The organism is Lysobacter sp. CC-YZS074 (assembly GCF_056739745.1).
Map to the genome: position 1 here is coordinate 1,437,815 of NZ_CP200301.1, position 13,718 is coordinate 1,451,532.

Sequence of the window (13,718 nt, forward strand, 5' to 3'; positions counted from 1 at the left end):
GGACGATCGACACAGGGGGAGGGGATATGCGGAAGCTCCGGTGGGGAATGGGCAGTGCGCGCGCGGACAGCGGTACGGAGGGCGACGGGCAACAGGACGCGCCGGCGGACGAGGCAACGCCGGGCAGCAGTCCGATGCCCGGTGCGGTGCCGCGGCCGCGCAAGCTGTGGCTGCTGCGCTGGCTGCCGGGCGCCTGGATGGTGACCGCGCGCCCGCGCGGTGACCGTAACCTGTACCTGACCTTCGATGACGGGCCCCATCCGGAGCACACCCCGCGCATCCTCGACTTCCTCGCCAAGCACGGCATCCGGGCGACGTTCTTCCTGGTCGGCAAGCATGCGGAGGCCTACCCGGCGCTGGTCCGGCGGATCGTCGGCGAGGGGCATGCGCTGGGCAACCACTCCTACACCCACGACGACTACGGACAGGCATCACTCGCCGAGCAACTGGCGGAGATCGACCGCACCGACCGGATACTCGCGGACTTCGACGGACTCGCCCGGCACGATTTCCGCCCGCCGCGCGGACGGTTCAGCCCGCTGCTGCTGTTGCGCCTGGCCCGGGCGCGGCGGCGCATCGCGTACTGGTCCTACGACAGCCTCGATTACAGCCAGATGCCCGCCGAGCATCTGGTGGCGCTGGGCCTGCGGTATCCGCCGCGGGGCGGCGACATCGTGCTGATGCACGACGACCACGTGACCTCGCTGCGCATGCTCGAGCAGCTCCTGCCGCGCTGGCGCGAGGCCGGCTATTCGATGGCCATCCTGCCCACGGTGAGCTGAGGCCCTCCGGCCGGCGTCCCGCGTGCGCTGGCCGCCACGGCGGCTGTTGCGCGTTGAAACCGGTGTGGGCGGCCCATTGGCCGCCGTGTCACGGGGCTGCTTCATTGAATATCGCAATCTGGCTGGCGTCGTTCCTGCTGGTCGTCCTGGCATGCACCGGCATCGTCTGGCGCCTGCTGGTGGCGCGGAACATGCAGGTGTGGATCGTCAGCTACCTGCGCCGTCGCGCGCCCCGCGTGCGCGACCGTCCGGTGCACGTGATGTTCTGCTTCGTCGACCACTTCGAACCGATGTGGAAGCAGGCCGACGAGGCCACCCAGCGCGCCCGGGTGGACCGCTGGTGCCGTGACTACCGTGAACTGGCCGCCCGCCATCGCGACGCCGACGGCCGGCCACCGCAGCACAGCTTCTTCTACCCGGAAGAGGAGTACACCCGCGAACACCTGGACAAGCTCGCCGGCCTGTGTGCCGACGGCTTCGGCGAGATCGAGATCCACCTGCACCACGACAACGACACCGAGGCGAACTTCCGCAGCACCATGGCCGGCTTCTGCCGGACCCTGCAGGAGCGGCACGGCGCGCTGTCGCGCCACCCGGACACCGGGCTCCCGGCGTTCGGGTTCATCCACGGCAACTGGGCGCTGGACAACTCGCGCTGCGACCGGCGCTGGTGCGGGCTCGACAACGAACTGATCCTGCTGCGCGAGCTGGGCTGCTACGCGGACTTCACCATGCCGTCGGCGCCGAGCGAAACCCAGACCCGCACCATCAACTCGATCTACTACGCCACCGACGATCCGCACCGCGCGAAGTCGCACGACCGCGGTGAACCGGTCCGTGTCGGCGGCGCCGCCAGCGGCGACCTGATGATCGTGCAGGGGCCGCTGGGGCTGGACTGGCGCCGGCGCCGGATGGGCGTGCTGCCGCGGATCGAAAACGCGGACGTGCGCCACAGCTGTCCACCGAGCCCGGCGCGGGTGGATGCCTGGGTCGCCACCGGGGTCCATGTGGAAGGGCGTCCGGAGTGGGTGTTCGTGAAAGTGCATACGCACGGCACCCAGGAAGCCGACATGGACACCCTGCTGGGCGAACCGGTCGAGGCGATGCACCGCTATCTCGGCCAGCGCTACAACGACGGCGTGAAGCACGTGCTGCACTACGTCAGCGCACGCGAGCTGTACAACATCGCCAGGGCCGCCGAGGCCGGTCTGGACGGCGACCCGGGGCAGTACCGGGATTACGTGCTGCCGCCGCCGCCCTCGTCCTGGGCCGGAGCACGGGTGGCGGCCGCCGGAGCGGTCGCGGCGGGAACCGTCCGGGCGGAACCGGCCGCGCCGACCGAGCTGGAAGCCGAGGCGGCGCAATGACCCCCTCGTCCGCACCGGACACGTGCCGCGATCGCGTCAGCGTGGTGATGCCGGTGTACAACGCGGCGTCCACGTTGGGCCAGTCGATCGATTCGGTGCTGCAACAGAGCCATCGCGATCTGGAGCTGCTGGTGGTCGACGACGGGTCGACCGACGGGTCATGGGCGCTGATCGAGGCGCTCGCGCGGCGGGATTCCCGCGTGGTGGCGATCCGGCAGACCAACGCCGGCGTCGCCGCGGCGCGCAACGCAGGCATCGACGCGGCCAGCGGCGGCTGCATGGCCTTCCTCGACAGCGACGACTGGTGGCACCCCCGCAAGCTGGAGATCCAACTGGCCGGGATGCGCGCCGCCGGCGCACTCGCCAGCTACACGGCCTACCAGCGCGTCGACCCGGACGGCCGCGCGCTGTCGATGGTGCGGCCGCCGGCGCGGGTCGACCACGCGGCGATGCTCCGGAGCAACCGCATCGGCAACCTGACCGGCCTCTACGATCGCCGGCTCGGCGACCCGCGGTTCGCCCGGGTCGGGCACGAGGACTACGTGTTCTGGCTGCAGGTGGTGCGGCGAGCCGGCGTGGCGATCCGTGCGGGTCTCGGCGAGCCGCTGGCGTTCTACCGGGTGCACCCCGGTTCGCTGTCGGCCGACAAGCTGCGCGCGGCGCGCTGGCAGTGGCGCATCTACCGCGACAACGAAGCGCTGGGCTGGCTGCCGGCGGCGTGGTACTTCATGCATTACGCCGCCAACGCGGTCGCCAAGCGCCGCCCGCCGCGGCAGGTCGCCGGCCGCGCCGCTCAGTAGCTCGAATACACGATGCTCAGGTAGACCGTCCGGCGCTCGATGTCGCGACCCAACGGCTCGGTCTGGTGGCGGTAGCCGTCCCAGTCCAACCGCAGGCGCCAGTGCCGGCTGAGGTCCTTCTGCAGGAACAGGCCGACCCGGCTCATGCGCACGTCGCGTACCAGGGTGCGGTACTCGATCCGTTCGTGGTCGAGGAAGGTGCCGAAATCCAGGGTGGGGGTCAGGTGACGGCTCAGGTCGATGCGCACGCCGCGGCCGTCCTGGTCGTACTCGTCGTCCTCCACGTAGCGCGCGCGGTACACGTACGGCGCGATGCCCACGTCGATGCGCGCGCCATCGTAGGTGTACTCGAGGGTGAGGCGTTGCTCCTTGTACTGCGACGCGCCGACCACCACGCTGCCGATCGGCAGCATGTCCGGCACCTCCACGCCGGCATCGATGGCGTCCAGCGCGGCACTGGCGGTGTCGGAATACTGGTTCCACCCGACCAGCGCAAAGTGGCTGCGTGCGCTGGCCTGCCACCCCAGCTCCGCGCGCAGCAGCGGCGCGGAACGGTCGGGACGGTCTTCGTAATCGAGCTGCGAATAGCCCAGGTCGATGCCCAGTCCCGCCCTTGCGCCCTGGCGCGAGTAACTGACGTAGGCATCGCGTCGCTGGTAATCGGCGAGCAGCGGTTCGTCGAAGTCGACCTCCTGCGCCTGCAAGGTGACCGATGCGCTGCGGGTCGGCGCCAGCTGGCGGGTGGCACTGACACCCAGGTGCACGCGGTCGGAGTTGAACTCCTCGGTTTCCTCGGCATCGCTGCGGATGTAGCGCAGCTCCACCGCTCCGGTGGTGGCCCCGCCGCTGCCGAGCAGCAGCGTCGGCCCGGCCGAGAACACGTTGATCTGCTGGCGGTTGCCGGGCGCGTCGGGCACCAGCGCGTTGACCGGCTGGACCGAAAGGCTGTCATCGACGTTGAAGGCCAGCCGGCGTGGCACCAGCATCCAGTCCAGGTGGCCGTCGAGGCTGCCTTCCAGCTGGTCGGCGAAGCGCTCGGGATAATTGCGGTACTCCATGCGGCCATCGAGTGCGGCACGCACCGAGTCGCCTTCCTGCAGCACCGCGAACCCCAGTCCAGCGCGCAGGATGTTCTGGCTGATCGGGTCGTCCTCGGCCAGGCCGACGTTGTCGTTGTGCTCGATGCCGGCATCGATGGCGTAGTCCACCCGGACCGCCAGCGCCGGGGCCGACAGTCCCGACAGCAGCGCCGCGATCGCGGTGGACAGGCCGAGCCGGGCGCGCGGCGGATGCTTCCCCTTGCGCATGTCGTTCAGCAGTCGTGGTTGAACACCACGCCGGCCAGCTTCTCCGGGGCGAAGGTGTCGGCCGCCTTTTCGATGCTGGCAGGCGTGGTGCGGCCATAGCCGGCCACCAGCACCACGAAGTCGACCAGCTGCGAGAGGATGCGGGCATCCGGCGACCCCAGCACCGGCGGGCTGTCGAGGATCAGGTAGCGCTCGTCGTCGGTATCGCGCAGCAGCTCGACCAGGGCCCGCATGCGCGCCGAGCCCAGGCTCTCGCCGGCGATCTCGCGCCGCCGGCCGGCGGGCACCAGGCTCAGCCGCGGAATGCCGGTGGGATGGGCGAGGCCGGCGACGCTGACGGTGCAGTCGTCGAGATAGTCCATCAGCCCGCCGCCACGCGCGTTGACCCCCAGCACCTCGTGCTGGCTGGGGTCCCGGGCGTCGCAGTCGATCAGGAAGGCGGTCTTGGCATCGTCGAACGCGAACGCCGCGGCCAGGTTCCGTGCCACGAAGCTGCCGCCGCAGCGCTGGCTGACCGGCGCCACCATGGTGGTGAAGCGGCGGTTGCCGGCCAGGTCGAGCAGGCGCGTGCGCAGCTCGCGGAACGCGTTGGCCTGCGGACGCACGGTGTCGTGGCGGTGGATCAGGCGGCGTTCCTCGAGCTCACGCTGGTTGAGCGGGCGTGGCATCGCTTCGACCGGAAGGGTGGAGGCGGCGTCGGGCACCAGCCGGCGCACGCCCGGGGGCAGCGGCTGCTGCAGGGGTTCGATGAAGGGCTGGCTCATGGGGGCACTCACGCGAGGGAAAGCTGCTTGAAGCCGTAGGACAGGCCGTAGAAGACCAGTACCGAGGCGACCAGGGCGACGCTGACGGCGACGTGGACGAGTTCGCGTCGGCGTTCGGCATAGGTGCGGTAGCGCGGCACGACGGTCAGCAGCGGCAGCCCGCCCAGTCGCTCGAGCTGCTGCGATGCGCGGACCCGCAGGTCGAACCGTGCACGCATGAACAGCAGCCCGAGCGGCACCGCCAGCGCCAGCAGGAAGCCACCGATGGCGAAGTGCATCAGGCGCAGGCCGACCGGCCGCAGCGGCATCACCGCCGGATCCTGGACGCGCAGGGTGAGGCCGCGGTTTTCGCGGTCGAGCAGCATCGATACGCGGGCGTTCTCGCGGCGGTGCAGGAGGTCCTGGTAGAGGTCGCGGTTGACTTCGTAGTCGCGGGTCAGCTCGGCGAGCGCGCCCTCGGAGGCGGCGACCCGACGTCCGCGGCTGAGCTCCTGGCTGAGCAGCGATTGTGCCGCCACCATCCGCGAGCGCACGCCGGCGGCTTCGCGCCGGGCGAGGTTCAGTTCGCTGCGCAGCTCCTGGTACTGCGGGTTCAGCTGGGTATCGCCGAACGGGCTCGCGGAGGTCTGGACCGAGCCGGGCGTGCCCGGTGGCGGCGCCTGCAGGCTGCGTTCGATATCCGCGAGCTGGTGGCGCAGGCGCACCACGTCGGGGTGCTGCTCGGTGTAGTTGAGCAGCAGGGCGTCGATCCGCGACTGCAGTTCCATTGCCTGCGCCTGGTACAGGTTCTCGCGCGTCTGCACCGCGGTCACCGCCGACTCGCCCGACAGCTGGCGGGCCAGGGCGCCGGCGCGCGCCTCGTACTCCAGCAGCGACATGCGCGCCTGCTCGACCTGTCCGCGCAGCGCGCTGATGCGTGCGTTGACGTCCGCGGCGCTGCCCGGCTGCGCATCGACGTTGCGGGTGCGGTAGGCCTGCAGGTTCTGCTCGGCTTCGGCCAGCTTCTGGTGGTACTCGCGCACGCGGGTGTCGATGAACTCGAACGCCTCGCGGCTCTCGCGTTCCTTGGTGGCGAGGCTCTCGTCGATGAACAGCCGTGCCATCTCGCGGGTCACCTCGAACGTGCGCTCGGGGTCGGAATCGCGATAGCTGATGTTGACCAGGTCCTGACGCGGGCTGGTGATGGTGGTGCGCTCCTGGATCTGCTCGATCAGGCGGTCCTGTTCCACCGGGCTGGGGTTCTCCTCGAGCCACCCACCGGCGGCGAGGATGCGCTCCATCACCTTGCGGCTGAAGATCACCTGCCGCGCCATGCCGGCGCGGTCGATGATGCCGGTGGACACCGCGCGACCTTCCAGCAGCGGCTGGATGATGTCGCTCTCGCGCGCCAGGATCGTGGTCGAGCTGGAGTACGTCTTGGGCAGCAGGAACAGGCCGATCGCCAGGGTGACCACCGCGATGCCGGCGAATATGGCGGCCAGCGCGACGTGGTGGCGGCGCGCCTCCTGCAGCATCACGCGCAGCAACTGGTCGGGCGGCAGCGGCGCGTGCGACGGAGTGGCCGGGCGGCGGACGAGGGCGCCGACGGATACGGGAATGGTGTTGGCCATCAGAACACCCGCTCGGGCACGGTGATCACGTCGCCGGGGGCGACCGCGAAGTTGGTGGCCAGTTCGCCGTCCTCGAGGATGCGGTCCAGGCGCACGGGGTAGCTCTTCTCGTCGCCCGCGGCACGCCGGTGCAGGCTGGTGCGGTCGGAGGCGGCGAATTCGGTGGTGCCGCCGGCGGCAAGCACGGCGTCCAGCACCGTCATGCCCTGGCGATAGGGGATCGATACCGGCTGCTCGACCGCGCCGGCCACGCGCACGCGCGAAAGATATTCGTGGCTGCGCAGTTCGGTGAGGATCACCGCCACCTGCGGCTCGCGCACGTAGTCCGACAGGCGGGTGCGGATGTCCTCGGCGACCTCGGTGGGCGTGTGGCCGCCGGCATCCACGTCGCCGATCAGCGGCACGGTGATGCGGCCGTCGGGCCGAACCGGCACGGTGATTTCCAGTTCGGGGTTGCGCCACACCGAGACCCGGACGATGTCGTCGACGCCGATCCGGTAGTCGTCCACGGCCGGTGCGTTGGCGGGCGGCGGCCCCGAGAGGGCGCTGCCGGCGCTTGCGCAGGCGGCCAGCGAGAGGATGAGCGGAATGGCCAGGAGGCCGCGGATGGCATGCATGTGGATTCCCCGTGTCTCTGTCGTAACGCAGCGTGCGTGGGTGATCGGCCAGGCCGGTGCGGGTGGACCGGCCTGCGGACGCCATGAGCTCCGCGTCCATCCGTAGCAACGCGGAGGAGCGGCCGGCACGGTCACTGCCGTGCCATCGCGGACGCGGTTGCCGGTCCGTGGCGCATTCGGCGTTGGCGAGGACAACGTGTTGACGGAGAGCGGCATGCGCGTCCTGGTCTTCGGTGGTGCCGGGTACATCGGGAGCCACGCGTGCGTCGCGCTGGCGGAGCGTGGCCACCAGCTGTTGCTGGCCGACAACTTCTGCAACAGCTCGCCGCGGGTGCTGCAACGGCTCGAGCGCATCATCGGCCGTCCGGTCGAGGCGGTGCGGGTGGACCTGCGCCGGCGCGACGAGGTCATCGCGCTGCTGGCGCAGCGGCGGGTCGACGCGGTGGTGCACTTCGCCGCGCTCAAGTCGGTGGGTGATTCGTGCCGGCAGCCGCTGGAGTACTTCGACAACAACATCGCCGGCACCATCCACCTGTTGCAGGCGATGCGCGCGGCCCGCGTGCCGCGGCTGGTGTTCAGCTCCTCGGCGACGGTGTACGGCGATCCGGACCGGGTGCCCATCCCGGAAGGCGCGGCGCTGCGGATCACCAACCCGTACGGCCGTACCAAGCTGGTGATGGAGCAGTTGATCGGCGACCTGTGCGCGGCCGAACCGGGCTTCCGCGCGGCCAACCTGCGCTACTTCAACCCGGTCGGCGCGCATGCATCGGGCCTGATCGGCGAAGACCCGCGAGGCACGCCGGCCAACCTGCTGCCGTACGTGTGCCAGGTCGCCGCGGGCCGGCGCGACACGCTACGGGTGTTCGGCGGCGACTATCCGACCCGCGACGGCACCGGCGTGCGCGACTACCTGCACGTGGTCGACCTGGCGCGCGCGCATGCCGATGCACTGGATTATCTCGAACGCGCCGACGCCAACCTGACCGTCAACCTGGGCACGGGGCGCGGGACCAGCGTGCTGGAACTGCTTGCCGCGTTCGAACAGGCGTGTGGGCGGCGCGTGCCGTACGAGGTGGTCGGGCGCCGCGATGGCGACGTCGCCGAGGTGTACGCCGATCCGGCGCTCGCGCAACGCCTGCTCGGCTGGCGTGCCACGCGCGGCGTGGAAGCGATGTGCGCCGACGCCTGGCGCTGGCAGTCGCTCAATCCCGAAGGCTATGACGGGCCGCTCCTACCGGGTGCCGCCGCCCCCTTCGATGCCGCCCCGACGCGGCACGCACCGGCGTTCGAAACGGAACCCGTCGCCGCGGCCGCGGTGGTCTGAGCGGAAAACGGCGGAAAAGCCGTCGCGGCGACGTAACCGGCCCGGGTCATGTGATCAGCGCGCGGGCGACGGCGTCCGGTCGCTGCATCCAGGCGAAGTGGTCGGCCGCCGTGTCCAGCGCGGCGCGGTCCAGGCGCCGCACCGTGGTCCCTGCGAGCGGCATCTTGTCCAGCAGGGAGCGCAACGAGGATGCCGGGGCCAGCCAGTCCTCGGCCAGGACCACGGCCCGCACTTCCGCCTGCAATGTCGCCAGCCCGGACTCCAGATCGTGGTCGAGCCCGCGGGCGGCATAGCGACCGCTGAGGGCCGTGCGCGACCAGTCCGCGATGACGCCGCGTGCCTCGCGCCCGCCGAAGCCGATGCGGCGGCCGGGCAGTGCGCCGGCGCGGTTCGCCAGCCACGGCAGGAACCGGTAGGCCAGCGGCAACCACCAACGGGTCCGGGCGGGGAACGCGCGCCAGTAGGGCGTCCCGCTCGCGACCAGCCACAGGTGCCGGGCACTGTCCGGAGACAGGGCGAGACGGCAGCTGGCCAGCTGGCCGCCCAGACTGTGGCCGCCGAGGACGATCGACGGTGCCGTGCCGGTCAGCGCCTGCTGCATTGCCGTCTCGCTGGCCGGCAGGTCCCGGGTCAGCAGCGGTTGATAGCCCCAATCGCAATCGCGTCCGGCACGCAGGTGGCTGCTGCCGTGGCCGCGCCACTCGTGCAGGAAGACCGCGACCCCGTGCGACGCGAGCGCTTCGGCGAACGGCAGGTAGTGGCGGGCGGCGACGCCCAGCGCGGGCAGCCAGAGCAGCGCGGCGGTAGGGCGTTCCGGCACGCACGCGAGCAGGGTATAGCGGTGTCCGTCCGAAGCGGTGACCGGCAGCTCGTGCGCCGGCATCAGTCGGTCGGCCCGTTGGATCGGGAGGCGCCGAAGTGGTCGAGCACGACGACCTGCCCACGGCCCGGACGGTAACCGCCAAGCAGCGCGCGGTGTACGTAATCGGAGGCCTCGCCACAGGCGAGGGCGAGCGGATCCCCGAGTGCGAGGCGGGCGGCGATCGCCGAAGCGAGCGTGCAGCCGGTGCCGTGGGCGTCCAGCGCCAGCCGCGGATGCCGGATCGGCTGGATCGTTCCGCCTTCGGACAACAGGTCGACCACGTCGCCGCCGTCCTCGAGGTGTCCGCCCTTGAGCAGCACAGCGCGCGCCCCCGCCGCATGCAGGGCGGTGCAAGCCTCGGCCATCGCCTCGCGGTCGGGTATCGCACGGCCCAGCAGCAGCTCGGCCTCCGGCAGGTTGGGCGTGGTGAGGGTGGCCAGCGGCAGCAACCGCGTGCGCAATGCGTCGAGCGCCTCCGATTCGAGCAGGCGCGCCCCGGAGGTGGCCACCATCACCGGGTCGAGCACCAGCGCCGGCGGCGAGCGGGTTTCCAGCGCATCCGCCACGGCGTGGATCACCGCGGCGTTGGCCAGCATGCCGAGCTTGACCGCGGTGATGCGGAAGTCGTCGAAGCAGGCGTCGATCTGTGCGCGCAGGAAGGCGATGTCGGGCACCACCACCGCGGTGACGCCGCGGGTGTGCTGCGCGGTCAGTGCGGCAATCGCGCTGAGGCCGTGTACGCCATGGGCAGCGAAGGTCTTGAGGTCGGCCTGGATGCCGGCGCCGCCGCCGGAGTCGGAGCCGGCGATGGTGAGGGCGCTGGGCGGGCGGGGGTCGGTGACATCCATGCAACCCATTGTCGCCGAACATGCCTTGTGGAAGGGGCTTCAGCCCCGACCCGCCGGAATCGTCGCCGGCTTTCGGACAGATGGGGTCGGGGCTGAAGCCCCTCCCACAGGATTCGCTCCTACAGAGGGCGGTGCAGGAAGTGGCGATGGAGGAAATAGCCCAGGCCGGTGGCGCCGGTCAGCAGCGCCGGCAGGTACAGCGTCGCGTAGCCCAGGCGCGCGAACAGCCAGCCGCCGAGCACGCCGCCGGCGAAGAAGAAGCTGATCACCAGCGCGCACAGCGCCAGCCGACGACGGCCCAGCGGCAGCCCCCGCAGCGCGTGGCCGAGCATGATTCCGAGGTCGGTGAACATGCCGCTGACATGCGAGGTGCGCACCAGCGCGCCGCTGTAGGTGGTCGCCATCGCGTTCTGCAGGCCGCAGGCGCAGGCGGCGAGGACCGGGCCGGCCACGTGCGCACGGGCGAACAGCGGCACCGCCGCCACCAGCATCAGCGACTCCAGGGTCAGCGCCACGCCGTAGCGCCGGCCCAGCCGCAGCGTGCTGTCCTGGATGATCAGGCCGCTGAGCATCGCGCCTCCCACGAACGCGGCGATCATCGCGAACAGGTGCAGCGTCGCGGTGCCGTCGCCGGCGACCAGTGCCGCGCCGAGCAGGGTGGTGTTGCCGGTCAGGTGCGTGATCGCCTGCTGCTGGAAGCCGAGGAAGCCGACCACGTTGACGATGCCGGCGCCGCAGGCCAGCGCCGCGCCACCGATCCAGACCCAGCCTGCGAGCCGTTCCGCCACCTGCGTGCCTCCCGACGAGCTAGAGCGCCTCGGAGGCGAAGTCCGCCAGCCTCGAACGCTCGCCGCGCCTCAGCGTCACGTGCGCGCTGTGCTCCCAGTTCTTGAAGCGGTCGACCGCGTAGGTCAGGCCCGAGGTGGTCTCGGTCAGGTACGGCGTGTCGATCTGCTCGACGTTGCCCAGGCAGATGATTTTGGTGCCCGGGCCGGCGCGGGTGATCAACGTCTTCATCTGCTTGGGCGTCAGGTTCTGGGCCTCGTCGAGGATCAGCCAGCGGCTCAGGAACGTACGCCCGCGCATGAAGTTGAGCGAGCGGATCTTGATGCGGCTGGCCAGCAGGTCGTTGGTCGCCGCGCGTCCCCAGCTGCCGCCTTCCTGGTTGTGCGTGAGCACTTCCAGGTTGTCGGTGAGCGCACCCATCCACGGCGTCATCTTTTCCTCCTCGGTGCCGGGCAGGAAGCCGATGTCCTCGCCGACGCTGACGGTGGCGCGGGTCATGATGATTTCGCGGTAACGCTGCTGGTCCATGGTCTGCGCCAGCCCGGCGGCGAGCGCCAGCAGGGTCTTGCCGGTGCCGGCGGTGCCGAGCAGGGTGACGAAGTCGATCTCCGGGTCCATCAGCGCGTTGAGCGCGAAGTTCTGCTCGCGGTTGCGTGCTGTGATGCCCCACACCGAGTGCTGACTGTGGCGGTAGTCGTCGACGATCTGCAGGGTCACCCGGTCGTCGGTGACGCGCGCGACCTTGAGCTCGGCCTCCTCGTCGCCGGGCAGGTAGAGGAACTGGTTGGGGTACCAGTCCCCCTCCGTGGTGTCGTCGTCCTCGACCCGCGAGATTTCGTAGTAGGTGCGGCCCTTGTCGGTCCACGACTTGAGGTCCTTGCCGTGCCGCTTCCAGAAGTCCTCCGGCAGCGCGGTCGCGCCGGTGTAGAGCAGGCTGAAGTCGTCGAGCGCGCGGTCGTTCTCGTAATCCTCCGACACGATGCCGGCGATCGCGGCCTTGATCCGCAGGTTGATGTCCTTGGACACGAACACCACCGGCAGGTCCGGCTCGGCCTCCTTCAGCGCGAGGATCGCACCGAGGATCGCGTTGTCCGGCACCACCGCGCCGAAGCGTTTGCCGGCATCGAAGTTGTCGGTCTGGAAGCGCAGGCAGCCGGCGCTCTGCGCGCCGCGCAGCTGCAGGCCCTGCGGCCGGGCCAGCGGGATGCCCTCGGTCACCTTGGCGGTGCCCGCGGCCTCGACCAGCTCGTTGAGGAACCGGCTGACCTGGCGCGCGTTGCGGCTGGCTTCCGAGGTGCCCTTCTTGCCGTTGTCGAGTTCCTCGATCACCTGCATCGGCAGGTAGACGTCGTGCTCCTCGAACTTGAACAGCGCGGTCGGGTCGTGCATCAGCACGTTGGTGTCGAGCACGTAGATCCGCTTGCCTTTGGTCATCGCGAGCTCCGGTCGGGAAGGGGACAGCCATGGAACGTCTGGGCACGGCAAAGCACCGCCACGAACCCGCAGTGCGGGGTGGCGGTGCGGCATGGAGCGGGGCGGGTCACTGCGTGGCGACAGCCTTGAGTTCGTCGAGCACGGCCTGGGCGTGTCCGGGCACCTTCACCGGCTGCCAGACCCGGACGATCCGGCCGGCGGGATCGATCAGGTAGGTGCTGCGGACGATGCCCATCACCTTGCGGCCGTACATGTTCTTCTCGCGGATCACGCCGAAGGCGTTGCACAGCGCCTCGTCCCTGTCGCTGACGAGGTGGAAGCGGAAGCCCTGCCTGGCGCAGAAGTTCTGGTGCGACTTCACCGAGTCGCGCGAGACGCCGAGGACGGTTGCGCCGAGCTTTTCGAACTCCGGCAGCAGGGCGTTGAAGTCCAGCCCTTCGGTGGTGCAGCCCGGCGTGCTGTCCTTCGGATAGAAGTACAGCACCAGCCAGTGGCCGGCGTAGTCGGCGAGGGTGACGGTGCGCTCGTCGGACAGCGTCAGCGGAAGCGTGGTCGGGACCTTGTCGCCGGTATCGAGCATCGTCGAACTCCTCAGAACTTCATCGGGTCCATGATGGCGTCGAGGTTGAGGTGGTCGCAGAACTCGAGGAAATCGTCGCGCAGCGCGGCGATGTGCATGCTCGCCGGCACCCCGATGGTGACCTGCGCCGAGAACATGTCGGCACCGGTCTGCATCGCCCGGTAGCGGGAGCAGTGCAGGCTCTCGATCGTGATCCCCTCGCGGTCGAAGAAGTCCGCCAGCTGGAACAGGATGCCGGGCTTGTCGGCCGCCACCACCTCGACAATGTAGGGCAGCAGGTTGGACTGCACCTGCTTGGCGCCGGTGCGGTACCAGATCAGCTTCAGGCCTTCCTCCCGCTCCAGCCTCGTCAGCATCGCCTCGAGCTTGGCGATCGCGTCCCACGAGCCGATCGCCAGGGCGGTCACCGAAACATCGCGTCCCACCGTCGACAGTCGCGCGTCGACCAGGTTGCAGCCGCTGTCGGCGATCCGCCGCGACACCGACAGCAACGGCGATTCCGGATGCGTCGTGTAGGCGTTGATCAGGAGGTGGTTTTCGTTCGGCGACGGCCGGGTGCTGGAATCGGTCAAGACGGCGCCTGCAAGGGAGGACTGGCGGGGAAGCGGAGAAGTGCTTCCCGAAGGCTGGACCACGC

At 70.2% G+C, this 13,718-nt stretch carries 14 protein-coding genes; 4 read left to right on the forward strand and 10 right to left on the reverse strand.

Annotated elements, in window-relative coordinates; translation table 11 throughout:
- The first annotated feature begins 47 nt into the window (after positions 1 to 47).
- The 3 genes from U8331_RS06450 (at position 48) to U8331_RS06460 (ending at position 2,949) form a co-directional block, all read left to right on the forward strand.
- Complete coding sequence (locus U8331_RS06450; RefSeq protein WP_481132770.1) at positions 48 to 782, forward strand: polysaccharide deacetylase family protein; 735 nt, start codon at positions 48 to 50, stop codon at positions 780 to 782.
- Positions 783 to 886: 104 nt separating this feature from the next.
- Complete coding sequence (locus tag U8331_RS06455) at positions 887 to 2,149, forward strand: hypothetical protein (protein ID WP_481132771.1); 1,263 nt, start codon at positions 887 to 889, stop codon at positions 2,147 to 2,149.
- Positions 2,146 to 2,949: a glycosyltransferase family 2 protein gene (locus tag U8331_RS06460; protein WP_481132772.1), complete on the forward strand. Its 804-nt coding sequence runs from the start codon at positions 2,146 to 2,148 to the stop codon at positions 2,947 to 2,949. Before U8331_RS06455 ends, U8331_RS06460 begins: the two co-directional genes overlap by 4 nt.
- On the opposite strand, the gene U8331_RS06465 is transcribed toward U8331_RS06460, so the two are convergent.
- Genes U8331_RS06465 through U8331_RS06480 form a run of 4 tightly spaced genes read right to left on the reverse strand, consistent with a single transcriptional unit; the run spans position 2,943 to position 7,247 of the window.
- On the reverse strand, positions 2,943 to 4,256 hold the full coding sequence (locus tag U8331_RS06465) for a hypothetical protein (RefSeq protein ID WP_481132773.1): 1,314 nt from the start codon (positions 4,254 to 4,256) through the stop codon (positions 2,943 to 2,945). The genes U8331_RS06460 and U8331_RS06465 overlap by 7 nt on opposite strands.
- A 5-nt stretch (positions 4,257 to 4,261) precedes the next feature.
- Positions 4,262 to 5,020: a P-loop NTPase family protein gene (locus U8331_RS06470; protein WP_481132774.1), complete on the reverse strand. Its 759-nt coding sequence runs from the start codon at positions 5,018 to 5,020 to the stop codon at positions 4,262 to 4,264.
- 8 nt (positions 5,021 to 5,028) lie between these two features.
- Positions 5,029 to 6,630, reverse strand: a complete 1,602-nt coding sequence (locus tag U8331_RS06475; protein ID WP_481132775.1) for an XrtA system polysaccharide chain length determinant — start codon at positions 6,628 to 6,630, stop codon at positions 5,029 to 5,031.
- Entirely contained in the window at positions 6,630 to 7,247 is a 618-nt protein-coding gene (locus U8331_RS06480) for an XrtA/PEP-CTERM system exopolysaccharide export protein (protein WP_481132776.1), read from the reverse strand. Before U8331_RS06480 ends, U8331_RS06475 begins: the two co-directional genes overlap by 1 nt.
- Before the next feature lie 214 nt (positions 7,248 to 7,461).
- On the opposite strand from U8331_RS06480, the gene galE reads away from it, so the two are divergent.
- A complete protein-coding gene (gene galE, locus U8331_RS06485) occupies positions 7,462 to 8,571 on the forward strand; it encodes a UDP-glucose 4-epimerase GalE (protein WP_481132777.1) in 1,110 nt (369 codons plus the stop codon).
- 46 nt (positions 8,572 to 8,617) lie between these two features.
- Here galE and U8331_RS06490 read toward each other — a convergent pair whose 3' ends face one another.
- From U8331_RS06490 to U8331_RS06515, 6 genes are all read right to left on the reverse strand, one after another.
- Positions 8,618 to 9,454: an alpha/beta hydrolase family protein gene (locus U8331_RS06490; protein ID WP_481132778.1), complete on the reverse strand. Its 837-nt coding sequence runs from the start codon at positions 9,452 to 9,454 to the stop codon at positions 8,618 to 8,620.
- A complete protein-coding gene (gene thiD / locus U8331_RS06495; RefSeq protein WP_481132779.1) occupies positions 9,454 to 10,281 on the reverse strand; it encodes a bifunctional hydroxymethylpyrimidine kinase/phosphomethylpyrimidine kinase in 828 nt (275 codons plus the stop codon). Before thiD ends, U8331_RS06490 begins: the two co-directional genes overlap by 1 nt.
- Positions 10,282 to 10,400: 119 nt before the next feature.
- Positions 10,401 to 11,069 carry a YoaK family protein gene (locus U8331_RS06500; protein ID WP_481132780.1) on the reverse strand — a complete coding sequence of 223 codons (669 nt, stop codon included), beginning with the start codon at positions 11,067 to 11,069 and terminating at the stop codon, positions 10,401 to 10,403.
- 19 nt (positions 11,070 to 11,088) lie between these two features.
- A complete protein-coding gene (locus U8331_RS06505; protein ID WP_481132781.1) occupies positions 11,089 to 12,501 on the reverse strand; it encodes a PhoH family protein in 1,413 nt (470 codons plus the stop codon).
- Between the two features lie 106 nt (positions 12,502 to 12,607).
- The gene (locus tag U8331_RS06510; RefSeq protein ID WP_481132782.1) at positions 12,608 to 13,081 is read right to left on the reverse strand and encodes a peroxiredoxin; all 474 of its coding nucleotides are present in this window, start codon (positions 13,079 to 13,081) and stop codon (positions 12,608 to 12,610) included.
- A gap of 11 nt (positions 13,082 to 13,092) precedes the next feature.
- Positions 13,093 to 13,653, reverse strand: a complete 561-nt coding sequence (locus U8331_RS06515) for a glycine cleavage system transcriptional repressor (protein ID WP_481132783.1) — start codon at positions 13,651 to 13,653, stop codon at positions 13,093 to 13,095.
- Between the last annotated feature and the right edge of the window lie 65 nt (positions 13,654 to 13,718).

Coding starts and splice junctions, on each gene's coding strand:
- U8331_RS06450 (WP_481132770.1), top strand. CDS start 48: ATGGGCAGTGCGCGCGCGGACAGCGGTACGGAGGGCGACGGGCAACAG.
- U8331_RS06460 (WP_481132772.1), top strand. CDS start 2,146: ATGACCCCCTCGTCCGCACCGGACACGTGCCGCGATCGCGTCAGCGTG.
- U8331_RS06465 (WP_481132773.1), bottom strand. CDS start 4,256: ATGCGCAAGGGGAAGCATCCGCCGCGCGCCCGGCTCGGCCTGTCCACC.
- U8331_RS06470 (WP_481132774.1), bottom strand. CDS start 5,020: ATGAGCCAGCCCTTCATCGAACCCCTGCAGCAGCCGCTGCCCCCGGGC.
- U8331_RS06475 (WP_481132775.1), bottom strand. CDS start 6,630: ATGGCCAACACCATTCCCGTATCCGTCGGCGCCCTCGTCCGCCGCCCG.
- U8331_RS06480 (WP_481132776.1), bottom strand. CDS start 7,247: ATGCATGCCATCCGCGGCCTCCTGGCCATTCCGCTCATCCTCTCGCTG.
- galE (WP_481132777.1), top strand. CDS start 7,462: ATGCGCGTCCTGGTCTTCGGTGGTGCCGGGTACATCGGGAGCCACGCG.
- U8331_RS06490 (WP_481132778.1), bottom strand. CDS start 9,454: ATGCCGGCGCACGAGCTGCCGGTCACCGCTTCGGACGGACACCGCTAT.
- thiD (WP_481132779.1), bottom strand. CDS start 10,281: ATGGATGTCACCGACCCCCGCCCGCCCAGCGCCCTCACCATCGCCGGC.
- U8331_RS06505 (WP_481132781.1), bottom strand. CDS start 12,501: ATGACCAAAGGCAAGCGGATCTACGTGCTCGACACCAACGTGCTGATG.
- U8331_RS06510 (WP_481132782.1), bottom strand. CDS start 13,081: ATGCTCGATACCGGCGACAAGGTCCCGACCACGCTTCCGCTGACGCTG.